This window comes from Bacteroides sp. AM07-18 (assembly GCF_003602695.1).
In the GTDB taxonomy this organism is placed as follows: Bacteria; Bacteroidota; Bacteroidia; order Bacteroidales; family Bacteroidaceae; genus Bacteroides; species Bacteroides uniformis.
Map to the genome: position 1 here is coordinate 123143 of NZ_QTLM01000007.1, position 13156 is coordinate 136298.

The 13156-nt window shown below is 45.0% G+C and carries 11 protein-coding genes; 9 read left to right on the top strand and 2 right to left on the bottom strand.

Features of this window, described 5'->3' with window-relative positions:
- Positions 1-15 precede the first annotated feature (15 nt).
- Positions 16-807 (top strand): SGNH/GDSL hydrolase family protein, encoded by a 792-nt coding sequence (locus DW096_RS11195; RefSeq protein WP_005824695.1) that lies wholly within the window; start codon positions 16-18, stop codon positions 805-807.
- On the opposite strand, the gene DW096_RS11200 is transcribed toward DW096_RS11195, so the two are convergent.
- Complete coding sequence (locus tag DW096_RS11200) at positions 804-2138, bottom strand: aspartate kinase (protein ID WP_008662927.1); 1335 nt, start codon at positions 2136-2138, stop codon at positions 804-806. The genes DW096_RS11195 and DW096_RS11200 overlap by 4 nt on opposite strands.
- Before the next feature lie 304 nt (positions 2139-2442).
- Between DW096_RS11200 and DW096_RS11205 the strand changes: the two genes are divergently transcribed.
- The 8 genes from DW096_RS11205 to DW096_RS11240 all read left to right on the top strand — a co-directional run bounded on the left by DW096_RS11205 (position 2443) and on the right by DW096_RS11240 (position 12246).
- Entirely contained in the window at positions 2443-3795 is a 1353-nt protein-coding gene (locus tag DW096_RS11205; protein ID WP_008662930.1) for a sigma-54 dependent transcriptional regulator, read from the top strand.
- A 418-nt stretch (positions 3796-4213) separates the two neighbouring features.
- Positions 4214-4261 (top strand): potassium-transporting ATPase subunit F, encoded by a 48-nt coding sequence (locus DW096_RS19725; protein ID WP_353795016.1) that lies wholly within the window; start codon positions 4214-4216, stop codon positions 4259-4261.
- 18 nt (positions 4262-4279) lie between these two features.
- The gene (gene kdpA / locus DW096_RS11215) at positions 4280-5986 is read left to right on the top strand and encodes a potassium-transporting ATPase subunit KdpA (protein ID WP_057256319.1); all 1707 of its coding nucleotides are present in this window, start codon (positions 4280-4282) and stop codon (positions 5984-5986) included.
- Positions 5987-6016: 30 nt separating this feature from the next.
- Entirely contained in the window at positions 6017-8065 is a 2049-nt protein-coding gene (kdpB, locus tag DW096_RS11220) for a potassium-transporting ATPase subunit KdpB (RefSeq protein ID WP_057256121.1), read from the top strand.
- Positions 8066-8077: 12 nt separating this feature from the next.
- Positions 8078-8650 carry a K(+)-transporting ATPase subunit C gene (locus DW096_RS11225; RefSeq protein ID WP_005824709.1) on the top strand — a complete coding sequence of 191 codons (573 nt, stop codon included), beginning with the start codon at positions 8078-8080 and terminating at the stop codon, positions 8648-8650.
- Between the two features lie 146 nt (positions 8651-8796).
- Positions 8797-9552, top strand: coding sequence for a hypothetical protein (locus DW096_RS11230; protein WP_034529308.1), 756 nt, complete (start codon positions 8797-8799; stop codon positions 9550-9552).
- A 112-nt stretch (positions 9553-9664) separates the two neighbouring features.
- A complete protein-coding gene (locus tag DW096_RS11235) occupies positions 9665-10786 on the top strand; it encodes a sensor protein KdpD (RefSeq protein ID WP_005834862.1) in 1122 nt (373 codons plus the stop codon).
- 20 nt (positions 10787-10806) lie between these two features.
- On the top strand, positions 10807-12246 hold the full coding sequence (locus DW096_RS11240; RefSeq protein WP_009037807.1) for a PAS domain-containing sensor histidine kinase: 1440 nt from the start codon (positions 10807-10809) through the stop codon (positions 12244-12246).
- 6 nt (positions 12247-12252) lie between these two features.
- Here the strand turns inward: DW096_RS11240 and DW096_RS11245 are convergent, their stop codons facing one another.
- A complete protein-coding gene (locus DW096_RS11245) occupies positions 12253-13119 on the bottom strand; it encodes an AraC family transcriptional regulator (RefSeq protein WP_005834864.1) in 867 nt (288 codons plus the stop codon).
- Positions 13120-13156 lie beyond the last annotated feature (37 nt).

The following is a 13156-nucleotide window of genomic DNA, read 5'->3' on the forward strand; positions in this document are numbered from 1 at the left end:
TTCTATCATAAGAAGATGAATAGATTGATGGTTTTGGGGATTCTTGTCTGGATGGGGATTGCGCTGCATGCGCAATCTCTTTATCCGGACTTCAGCAAGCTGAACTTCGGGTGCGATGGAAACAGCATTACCGCAGGCGAACAATGGTCTAAGACTGTAGTGGATAAACTCGGATTCGCTACACATCACAACGTGGCGGTCGGTTCTGCCACATGGGCATGCCATCCCGATACTCAGGATTATGGCAGCGAAGCTTTTGCCGGCATCTCCGGCGGTTGGCAGGTTACGGAGGATAAGCATGAGTTACAGATGCGGCACAACAACGTGTCAAAGGTGCATATCCAGAAGTTCATAGCCGAAGTGGAAAGTGGCGCTTACCCTGCGCCCGATGTCTTTGTGTTCTCTATGGGAACGAATGACCGTAACTTGGGTAGTGCCGAAGAGGCCCTTAAAGGGAAGACGCTCGATGAAGTAGATGTCAACACCATGGCGGGCGGTGCCCGTTGGTCCATTCAGACCATTCTGGAGCATTATCCCCAATGCCGCGTATTCGTGTGCACGCCGATTCAGACCGGCAACCCCGAACACAATGCACTGAATCTGCAGAAGATTGCCATCTTGCGTGAGTTGTGCCGGGCGCTTTCCGTGCAGCTGATAGACTGTTACTCCAATTGTGGTATCACCGAAAAGTTTGAGCAGCCTTCCGGTAGCGGGCGCTATCTGCGCGACGGGTTGCATCCCGACAAACCGGGGCAGGAGCTGATGGGCCGTTACATCGCGAAGGAGATACGGAACCATTTCTTTTAGTTCCGTTCTGCATATTCCGGTTGGAATAACTTATCATTTAGGGCTTGTAAAGCCCTTTTTTTGTCTGTATTCTTAATGACGAATGCCACATCATTATTGCTGCTGCCATATGAAATCATCCGTAGGGGGATGTCCTTTAGCGCCTCCATAATCTTTGCCTCAAATCCGGCATATTCCCATTGCATGTTGCCCACCACGGAGACGATGGTCATGCGGTCTTCTACCAATACATGGGCATATTGGCGTAGTTCGGAGATGATGTTCGATAAACGAGTGCAGTCGTCTATAGCCACAGATACGTCCAGATTGGAAGATACCAGCAGGCAGAGGGGGGTACGGTACTTGGCAAAAATGTCGAAAATCTTGCTGATGAACAGATAGGGACACAGATTATGGTTCGATTCGAACTTTATGTATATGATGTGGTCCTTGGCGGCTATGGCCTTGATGATATTGTCGTCCTGCAGGTTGGAAATTAGCGTGCCTTCTGCCGACGGTTCCATAGAGTTAAGCAACCGGACGGGAATATTCCTTAGGCGTGCCGGGGCGATACAGAAGGGATGCAGTATCTTGGCACCATAGAAGGCCAGTTGTTCGGCTTCGTTGAAGCTGAGGCGTTTCACGGGGCGGGTACCTGACACCTCGCGCGGATCATTGTTGTGCATGCCATCTATGTCCGTCCATATTTGTATCTCGTCTGCTTGGAGGGCGGTGCCAATGAGGGAAGCAGTGTAATCACTGCCGCCGCGTTTCAGGTTATCTGTTTCGTTATAGGCATTCTTGCAGATGAAACCCTGAGTGATGAAGAGATTGATGCCGGGATGGCAGGCAAGCTGTTCTCGGAGTTTCTGTTCTATATATTCCAAGTCGGGTTCGTTGTCGGGGCCGATACGCATGAAGTCGAATGCACAAAGCAGTACATTGGGAACTTTCAGCTCGCGCAGGTAGAAGTGCATTAGGGCGGTACTGATAAGTTCGCCTTGTGCCAGCACTTCCTTCTCTTCGACAGAGGTGAAGGAATCTTTGGTAAATTTCCAAAGTTGCTGGAAGCGGTCGAGGATATAATCTATTGCTTCCCGTTTCAGTTTCTCGTCGGTCAGCAACCCATTGGCAAATTCGATGAATTGGAATTCCAGCCGGGTGATACGGTCGTGAGCTTGTTCTATTTCACGGTTGAACAAGTTGGCGGCAATCTCCTCCAGATGGTTGGTGGTGCCTGCAGTGGCAGACAGTACCACAATCTTGGGTGTTGCATCTTTAATGAGTGTTGCTACATGTTTCATTCTCTCTACGGTGCCGACGGAAGTTCCGCCGAATTTACAAACTTTCATTTCTTGTTTCTTTTTTAACAGTTTCATAATTGCATTCATCCGGATGTTCTTCCTTCCGGCTTTTCATTTCAGGTGGCCTCTTTCCAAAATGGAAGGGGGAGGCATGAGGGGCTTTCACTGGGACTAGGCCTGCATAATGCCGCTGTGGCATTGCTGTGGTGGGATATTCATATCCCGGTTGGTGGCAGGCTCTTGCCCCTTCACCTATAAAAGTTCAAAAGATATGCCGTTGGTATTTGGGAAAAGCCTATATTTGCACACCCTGTTTTTTACCGTTATCAGTTTAAAAACTTATCGAATAGATATGAGTAAGATTCTAATCATTGATGATGAGGTACAAATCCGTACCCTTCTGACACGGATGATGGAGTTGGAGGGATATGACGTCTGTCAGGCTGGTGATTGCAGGGCTGCCCTGAAGCAACTGGAACTCCAAAATCCCGATGTAGTTTTGTGTGATGTGTTTCTGCCCGATGGAAATGGGGTAGACCTGGTGTTGGCTATCAAGAAGGCGGCACCCAATGTGGAAGTTATTCTGCTGACAGCGCACGGCAATATTCCCGATGGGGTGCAGGCCATCAAGAACGGTGCTTTCGACTACATCACCAAGGGAGACGATAATAACAAGATTATTCCTCTGATAAGCCGTGCTGTAGAGAAAGCGCGTATGAATGTGCGGTTGGAAAAACTGGAGAAGAAGGTGGGACAGACGTACTCTTTTGATTCTATCCTGGGAGAATCCAAAGTCCTGAAGGATGCTGTTTCATTAGCTCAGAAGGTGTCAGGGACTGATGTTCCTGTACTGTTGACTGGAGAAACGGGCACGGGTAAGGAGGTATTTGCCCAGGCCATCCACTACAGTAGTAAGCGTGCACGGCAGAATTTTGTAGCGGTTAACTGTTCTTCGTTCAGCAAGGAGTTGCTGGAAAGTGAAATGTTCGGTCATAAAGCCGGTTCGTTTACCGGCGCATTGAAGGATAAGAAGGGACTGTTCGAGGAAGCGAATAATGGGACTATTTTTTTGGATGAAATCGGTGAGATGGCGTTTGAACTGCAAGCCAAGTTGCTGCGTATTCTTGAAACCGGTGAGTATATTAAGATAGGTGATACGAAACCTACCCGTGTCAATGTCCGCATCATTGCCGCTACGAACCGCAACTTGTCTCAGGAGATTGTTGCCGGACGTTTCCGCGAGGATTTGTTTTATAGATTAAGCGTATTTCAGATACATCTGCCGCCATTGCGCGAACGTGCAGGTGATATCCGGCTGTTGGCGAAGGCTTTTATAAAGAGTTTTGCGGAACAGCTGGCGCGTCCGGTGGTTGAAATAGCTCCCGCATTTCTTGAAGCATTGGACTCCCAACCGTGGAAGGGAAATATTCGTGAATTACGTAACGTGATAGAACGCAGTATGATTGTTTGCGAGAGCGGATATCTGGACATTGCTGATTTGCCGTTTGATATTCAGAATGCCCATTATGAACACTCCAATGATTCAAGTCCCGGCAGTTTTGAACTTTCAGCTATGGAACGCCGGCACATTGCCCGTGTACTGGAGTATACAAAGGGGAATAAGACAGAAGCAGCCCGGTTATTGAAAATAGGTTTGACGACGTTGTATCGGAAGATTGAGGAATACAAGATCTCAGATCTATAATAGGGGGCTCAGTATACGACTGAGGTACCTTCGATATAGGACCGTGGCAAGATTATTCTTGAAACAGGCTTAGAAGCAGAAAGTGCCTATGGGCTAAAACATATCAAAACAGGTTGCACCTTTTCATTTTGAAAGGGTGCAACCTGTTTCTTTTTATACTTGTTTAGTATGTATTCTGTTGATAATTAATGGTGTATGGTATATGCGCTCTTTTTGGCACATATTTGGCACATTCCTGGCAGACAAAAATATGTAGTAACATTTTAAAAGGTAAAAACATGGGAATAACAGTATCATTTATTTTTTGCCTATTGAGCGGTTTGTTCGCCTTTTGGCTTTTCTGGAAATGCGTAGATTGGTTTGAGAAGATTTAAAAGAGAGAATTATGTACACAGCTTTATTTGTATTAGGTATTGTAATGTTCGGGTATCTGACTTATGTGCTGATAAGACCCGAAAAGTTTTAATGAATGGAGAGTGGAGAAATGAACACTGAAATTTTAGGTGTAGCCTTGCAGATTGTTCTGCTGATTGTGATATCCTATCCTCTGGGAAAGTATATTGCCAAGGTTTACAAAGGCGAAAAGACATGGTCGGATTTCATGAAGCCGGTCGAGAGATTGATTTATAAAGTGGCCGGAGTCAATCCGGAGGAAGAGATGAACTGGAAACAGTTCTTGAAAGCCCTGCTGATTCTGAATGCCTTTTGGTTTGTATGGGGCATGGTGCTACTCTGTACACAGCAGTGGTTGCCGTTAAATCCGGATGGAAACGCTAACCAGACACCGGATCTGGCATTCAATACATGTATCAGTTTTATGGTGAACTGTAATTTGCAGCATTATTCCGGTGAAAGCGGACTGACATATTTTACACAGTTGTTCGTCATTATGTTGTTCCAATTCATTACCGCCGCTACCGGTATGGCAGCTATGGCAGGTATCATGAAGGGTATGGCTGCTAAATCGACGAAGACTATCGGTAACTTCTGGAAGTTCTTGGTTTTGAGCTGTACCCGTGTATTATTACCGCTTTCGTTGATTGTGGGCTTCATCCTCATTCTACAAGGTACTCCGATGGGATTTGATGGTAAGCTGGAAGTTCAGACGATGGAAGGACAAACCCAGTTGGTTTCACAAGGTCCTACGGCAGCGATTGTTCCTATCAAGCAATTGGGTACGAACGGTGGCGGTTACTTTGGATGTAACTCTTCACATCCGTTGGAAAATCCTACTTACTTGACAGATATTGCAGAATGTTGGTCTATCCTAATTATACCAATGTCTATGGTGATTGCACTCGGCTTTTACATCAAACGTAAGAAGATGGCTTACTCTATCTATAGCGTAATGCTTTTTGCTTTTCTTGTCGGTGTTTGCATCAATGTTTCGCAGGAGATGGGAGGTAATCCGCGCATTGATGAGATGGGAATTGCTCAAGACAATGGAGCAATGGAAGGTAAAGAAGTCCGTTTAGGGTCTGCTGCTACTGCTCTTTGGAGTATTGTGACTACAGTTACTTCCAATGGCTCTGTGAATGGTATGCATGATTCAACGATGCCTCTTTCCGGTATGATGGAAATGCTGAACATGCAGATTAATACGTGGTTTGGAGGTGTGGGTGTAGGTTTCATGAACTATTATACATTCATCATTATCGCCGTATTCATCAGTGGACTGATGGTGGGACGTACTCCGGAATTTCTCGGTAAGAAGGTAGAGGCGCGTGAAATGAAGATTGCTACCATTGTGGCACTGCTTCATCCGCTTATCATCTTGGGCGGTGTGGCACTTTCTTGCCTTTTGTTCGCTCATTATCCTGAATTTGTGGCAGGTGAAGGCGGCTGGTTGAATAATCCCAGTTTCCACGGACTGAGTGAGCAGCTTTATGAATATACTTCGGCTGCGGCCAATAATGGTTCTGGCTTCGAAGGATTGGGCGACAATACTTACTTCTGGAACTATACTACCGGCTGGACGCTGATTTTAGGACGTTTCCTGCCTATCGTAGGTCAGGTAGCCATTGCTGGTCTGTTGGCCGGAAAGAAATATGTTCCGGAGAGTGCCGGTACGCTGAAGACAGATACAGTAACTTTCGGTGTGATGACTTTTGCCGTTATCTTTATTGTGGCTGCCTTGTCATTCTTCCCGGCACATGCATTGAGTACGATTGCTGAACATTTCAGTTTGTAATAGTAGTTTGTAAAAAGTAATTTCATAGGTATGAAAGATAATAAATCAGCTTCTCTGTTTCAGAAGGAGCAAGTAATGGAAAGTTTGAAGCAATCATTCGTGAAGCTAAATCCACGGGTGATGATAAAGAATCCAATTATGTTTACGGTGGAAGTCGTAACGGTTGTCATGCTGATTGTCTGTTTCCTTTCATTGGGTACTTCGGAATATGGAGCATTCGGATATAATTTATTGGTATTCATCATCTTGTTTGTGACGTTACTGTTTGCTAATTTTGCTGAAGCCATCGCTGAAGCTCGTGGTAAGGCCCAAGCTGACAGTTTGCGTAAAACCCGTGAAGAGACTCCTGCTAAAGTGTTGGTTGACGGTAAAATCCATACCGTTAGCAGTTCACGTTTGAAGAAAGGTGACTATTTTATTTGTGAAGCAGGAGATACGATTCCTGCCGACGGTGAGATTGTGGAAGGTTTGGCCTCCATTGACGAAAGTGCCATTACCGGTGAATCTGCTCCGGTTATCCGTGAGGCCGGTGGTGACAAGAGTTCCGTAACTGGTGGTACAAAAGTTCTTTCTGATAAAATCAAGGTATTGGTGACGCAGCAACCGGGTGAGAGCTTTCTTGACAAGATGATTGCTTTGGTAGAAGGCGCTACTCGCCAGAAGACTCCGAACGAGATAGCATTGACTATTCTTCTGGCCGGTTTCACCTTGGTATTCGTCATTGTATGTGTGACGTTGATTCCTATGGCCGACTATACGAATATCGACCATCCGGGAACTTATATCTCCATTGCAGCCATCATTTCTTTGTTTGTCTGCTTGATACCGACTACTATCGGCGGACTGCTTTCTGCCATCGGCATTGCTGGGATGGACCGTGCTTTGCGCGCTAATGTAATTACAAAATCCGGTAAGGCGGTAGAAACAGCCGGTGACATTGATACCTTGTTGCTAGACAAGACTGGCACCATTACAATCGGTAACCGTAAAGCTACCAAGTTTCATTCGGCTTCGGGTGTTGACGAGAATTTGTTCGTAGAGGCTTGCTTGTTGTCCTCACTTTCTGACGAGACTCCGGAGGGTAAGTCTATCATTGAACTGGGACGTGAAAACGGTCGTCGTATGCGTGATTTGAATACTACCGGTGCTCATATGATTAAGTTTACAGCCGAAACAAAATGTTCGGGTGTGGATTTGCAGGATGGTACTCAGATACGTAAAGGCGCATTCGACGCTATTCGCAAGATTGTGGAAAATGCCGGAAACAAGTTCCCGAAAGAGATTGAAGAGGTGATTGCTGTAATTACCAGCAACGGTGGAACTCCGCTGGTGGTATGTGTCAATCAGAAAGTTACTGGGGTAATTGAGTTGCAGGATATTATCAAACCGGGCATTCAAGAACGTTTTGAGCGTCTTCGCAGGATGGGTGTGAAAACTGTGATGGTGACCGGTGACAACCCTTTGACAGCCAAATATATTGCAGAGAAAGCTGGAGTAGATGATTTCATTGCTGAAGCCAAGCCGGAAGACAAGATGGAATATATCAAAAAAGAACAGCAGGCCGGTAAGCTGGTGGCTATGATGGGTGACGGTACAAACGACGCTCCCGCCCTTGCACAAGCTAATGTGGGTGTGGCAATGAACAGCGGTACGCAGGCAGCCAAAGAAGCTGGTAACATGGTGGACCTTGACAACGATCCGACGAAGCTGATTGAAATTGTGGAGATTGGCAAACAGTTGTTAATGACACGCGGTACGTTGACTACCTTCTCCATTGCGAACGACGTTGCCAAGTACTTTGCTATTATCCCTGCTTTGTTTATGGTAGCCATCCCTCAGTTGGCTCCTCTGAACATTATGGGACTGCATAGCCCTGAAACGGCCATTCTCTCGGCTGTCATATTCAACGCTATCATCATTCCTATCTTGATTCCGTTGGCTTTGAAAGGTGTTCAGTATAAGCCGATCGGTGCCAGTGCGCTACTTCGTCGCAATCTGTTGATTTATGGTGTGGGTGGCGTCATTGCTCCGTTTGTCGGCATCAAACTGATAGATATGATAGTTAGTCTGTTTTTTTAAAACTTGGATAAAATGAAAACTCTTTGGAAATCATTTAAAATAACAATTGCATTTTGCATATTTTTCTCTCTGTTCTATATCCTTGTCTTGTGGATATTTGCACAGTTCGCCGGTCCCAACAAGGGAAATGCAGAGGTGGCAACCCTCAATGGTAAAGTGGTAGGTGCTGCCAATGTAGGCCAGATGTTTACGCAAGATATTTATTTCTGGGGACGCCCATCTGCGGGTGATTATACAGCCGATGCTTCGGGTGGTAGTAACAAGGGACCTACGAACGATGAATACTTGGCAGAAGTGGAAGCCCGTATTGATACTTTTCTGGTACATCATCCTTATCTGAGCCGCAAGGATGTGCCAGCTGAAATGGTAACCGCCAGTGGTTCCGGTCTAGACCCACATATCACACCTGCTTGTGCTTATGTACAAGTGAAGCGTGTGGCTCAGGCACGTGGCATGAACGAGGCTGAAGTGAAAGCCATTGTAGACAAGAACATCAGCAAACCCTTTTTGGGGGTGTTTGGTACGGAAACTGTCAATGTGCTGGAACTGAACATTGCATTAGAAGAAGCCGATCAGAATAAATAATTTTTTAGTTGTGTTTGTCATGTGTTATGGGCAGGAGCGGAAGTATTTCTGTTCAGGCAGCGAAAGACTGTCATTTTACAGGGGGAGCCGAAACTTCCTTCCTGCCTTTCAACGATTGATTAGTAATGGTAAATAAATAGTTGGATATGAAAAGTTTAAAAATATCAATTCTAGTTTTTGCGAGTATGGTAGCTGCTTGTTTTATGGGAACCGGCAAAGTGCAAGCTCAGGAATTTACAATACAAGGTGATTTAGTCAGTTCTTATGTTTGGCGCGGCTTTTACCAGACGGGAGTCAGTTTTCAGCCCACTTTGGGTTTTGGGGTCGGTGATTTTTCTTTGACGGCATGGGGCTCTACCGATTTTGACGGAGTTTCTTCAGGAGAAGGGGCTGCGGCTAAGGAGATTGATTTGACGGCTGCCTATGCTTTGGGAGAATCAGGTCTAACTTTTTCTGTTGCCAGCTTGTGGTGGGGCGGACAAGGAGCAAGAAAGTATTTTAATTTTAAGAGTCACGAAACAGCTCATCACTTTGAAGCGGGATTAGCCTATACATTGCCGGTTGAAAAGTTTCCTTTGTCAATCGCTTGGTACACTATGTTTGCCGGAGCTGACAAAGATGATAAAGGCAGGCAGAATTATTCTTCGTATGTTGAACTCAACTATCCGTTCAGTGTTAAGTCTGTAGATTTGAACCTGACTTGCGGATTTCTGCCTTATGAAGCTGGGGTAGGAGTATATGGCGTTCCTAACAGCGGGTTTGCCGTAACCAATGTGGCACTGAAAGGTATTACGGAAATCAAGATTACTGACAATTTCTCAATACCTGTATTTGCACAAGCCATTTGGAACCCTCGTATGGAAGATGCACATCTGGTATTCGGCTTTACTTTAAGGCCATGATTTATTTAGATATAACTTTAGAACTCATGAATTAGTGTTGGATGCCCGTGGCGGTCGTGATGATCGTTACGGGTTATATGGCATATATAAGACAAGTAAAAAAACAGAAGAAATGAGTAGGGAAGAAAGCGTACAGCATTTTCTTGATTTGATTAAAAAGTCGCGGCGTGGCAAGTTCAAAGTCTACATCGGCATGATTGCTGGTGTAGGTAAATCTTATCGTATGCTTCAGGAAGCACACGAGTTACTTGACAACGGAGTAGATGTGAAGATAGGCTATATAGAGACACATGGGCGTGCCGGTACGGATGCTATGTTGGAAGGATTGCCCGTTGTTCCTCGTCGTAAGATATTCTATAAAGGGAAAGAACTGGAAGAAATGGATTTGGATGCCATTATCCAGATACACCCTGAGATAGTAGTGGTGGATGAACTGGCACATACCAATGTGGAAGGTAGCCGGAATGAGAAACGCTGGCAGGATGTGATGGATTTGCTTGATGAGGGTATCAATGTGATTTCTGCCGTTAACATCCAGCACATTGAGAGTGTCAATGAAGAAGTACAAGGCATCTCGGGTATTGAGGTGAAGGAACGTATTCCCGATAGCGTTTTGCAAGAGGCAGATGAGGTGGTGAATATTGACTTGACTGCGGAAGAATTGATAGCCCGTCTGAAAGCTGGAAAAATTTACAAGCCGGAAAAGGTCTCTACTGCCTTGAACAATTTCTTTAAAACGGAAAATATTCTCCAATTACGTGAACTGGCTTTAAAAGAGGTGGCTTTACGGGTGGAAAAGAAAGTGGAGAATGAAGTGGTTACCAGTGTGGGAGTCCGTCATGAGAGATTTCTGGCATGTATCAGCAGCAACGAGAAAACACCACGACGCATCATTCGTAAAGCTGCACGTCTGGCAACCCGCTACAATACTTCGTTTGTTGCCCTTTATGTGCAGACTCCCAGAGAAAGTACTGACCGCATCGGTCTGGCAAATCAAAGGTATTTATTGAACCACTTCAAATTGGTGACCGAACTGGGAGGGGAGGTCGTTCAGGTGCAATCGCCGGATGTGCTGGGAAGCATTGTTGATACTTGTAGGGAGAAACAGATAACAACTGTCTGCATGGGAAGTCCGTCACTTTCTTTTCCGAAATCATTGTTCATGATATTGAAATACCGAAAATTTGTGCGTGATTTGGCACAAGTAAACATAGATTTGATTATACTTGCATAATATTAATTCTTAGGAACATTATGAATATTCGTACAAAATTGATACTCAGCGTAGGGGTATTGGCTGGAATGATTATTTTGTTGGTTGCTCTTTCTGTGGTGAATCTACAGATACTGACGGCTACAGAGCCGGATAGTCCTGCTGCTGTACCGGGATTGCAACGTGCATTGCTCTGGATTTCTGTGATAGGTGGGGTATGTATTTTTGCCAGTATCATATTGTTGGTATGGCTTCCCCGTTCCATCAGCAAACCTATTCAAGAACTGACGCGTGGGATTCTTGAAATAGCGAACCATAATTATGAGAAACGTCTGGATATGAGTGGACGCGAGGAATTTCGTGAAGTGGCTGATAGTTTTAATCGGATGGCGGAACGACTGACGGAGTATCGCGCCAGTACGCTGAACGACATACTTTCTGCTAAGAAATTTCTTGAGGCTATTGTGAATAGTATTGATGAACCTATTATTGGTTTGAACCGTAATAGGGAAATTCTCTTTATCAATAATGAGGCTTTAACTGTGCTGAATTTAAAACGGGAAGAGGTAATTCGCCGTTCGGCTGAGGAGCTTTCTTTGAAGAATGATTTGCTCCGCCGTTTAGTTCGTGAATTGGTAAATCCGGGTGAAAAGAAAGAACCGTTGAAGATTTATGCAGACAATAAGGAGAGTTACTTTAAAGCTTCTTACATTACCATTATAAATGCAGAGGCTGATGATGACGAACCTCATAATCTTGGCGATGTGATTTTACTGAAAAATATTACAGAATTCAAAGAATTGGATAGTGCCAAGACTACTTTTATCTCGACTATTTCTCATGAACTGAAAACGCCTATATCCGCTATTCTGATGAGTCTGCAGTTGTTGGAGGACAAACGGGTAGGGGTGTTGAACGACGAGCAGGAGCAATTATCGAACAGCATTAAGGAAAATGCTGATCGCCTTCTTGGGATTACCGGAGAACTACTGAACATGACGCAGGTAGAAGCCGGTAAACTGCAGATGATGCCTAAAATAACAAAGCCCATTGAACTGATAGAGTATGCCATCAAGGCTAATCAGGTACAGGCTGATAAATTCGGCATTCAGATAGAAGTGGAGTATCCGGAAGAAAAAATGCCTAAATTGTTTGTCGATAGCGAAAAGATTGCTTGGGTACTCACCAATTTGTTGAGTAATGCTATCCGCTATTCCAAAGAGAACGGGAGGGTGGTTATCGGCGCCAAGCATGACGAGGATTTTGTGGAAGTGTATGTGCAGGATTTTGGAAAAGGTATCGACCCGCGTTATCACCAGAGCATTTTTGACCGTTATTTCCGAGTGCCGGGCACTAAAGTGCAAGGTAGTGGCTTAGGACTTTCCATTTCGAAAGACTTTGTGGAAGCGCATGGCGGTACACTGACTGTTCAGAGTGAGCTGGGTAAGGGGAGCCGCTTCGTTATCCGGTTGAAAGCGTAACGTTTTCTATTTTTTGCGGTACTGTTGCGGAGACATGCCTGTTTGTTTCTTGAAAAATGTACCAAAATAAGAAGCATTGGGAAAATTGAAGAAATCGGCGATTTCCTGGATATTTTTCTGGGTGTTCTTGAGTAGTGAGATGCTTTTGCGGATGATGGATTTGAATATCAGTTCCTGCACGGTGAATCCGCAGACGGACTTGGATAGTGCAGAGAGGTATTTGGGTGATAAGCAGAGTTTGTCTGCATAAAACTCTACACCGCGTTCTTCCGTGTAGTGCGCATCTATCAACTGAATCAGCCGGATAAAAATTTCATGTTTGTGGCCAACCGTTGTTTTAAGGTTCATCAGTTTACGGTTGTAAATGGAACAGATGCGGTATGTGAGTCCCAGCAGAAGCAGCCTTTGTTCGTTGTCGTTGAAGGTGTTGTTGTCTAAGTGCAGGGTATTGTCCAGTAAGGACATGTATTTCAGGACTTCTTCTTCGTCTCCGGTGTTCCATACGTAGCATGGTTCGGTCCGGAGCTGCATGTATAGGTACATGGTTGCCACTGAATTGCCTATGATGTCCCTTATCGGTTCTATCTGGTAAATGAATATGAATAGTTGCAGGTCTTCCGATTCGCTCAGCACTTGGAAGAGGGAATCTTCCGGAATGAAAACTGTTTCGCCAGCCTGGGCCGAGAATACTTTCATATTGAGCGAAAAGGTGAAGTTACCCTGGCGGCAAACTATCAGTCCTGCTCCATTAATCATAAAAGGTTTCTTCAGGGAGGTGGGAAAGGAGCAGAGCATACCTTCTGAACTACAAATGTTTTCTCCGTTTGACAATGCGTGGTCCAAGTGGGATAAACGTTCTTGTTGGGTATCCATAACAGACAAAATTACAGGTTGTACTGAAAATTGTCCG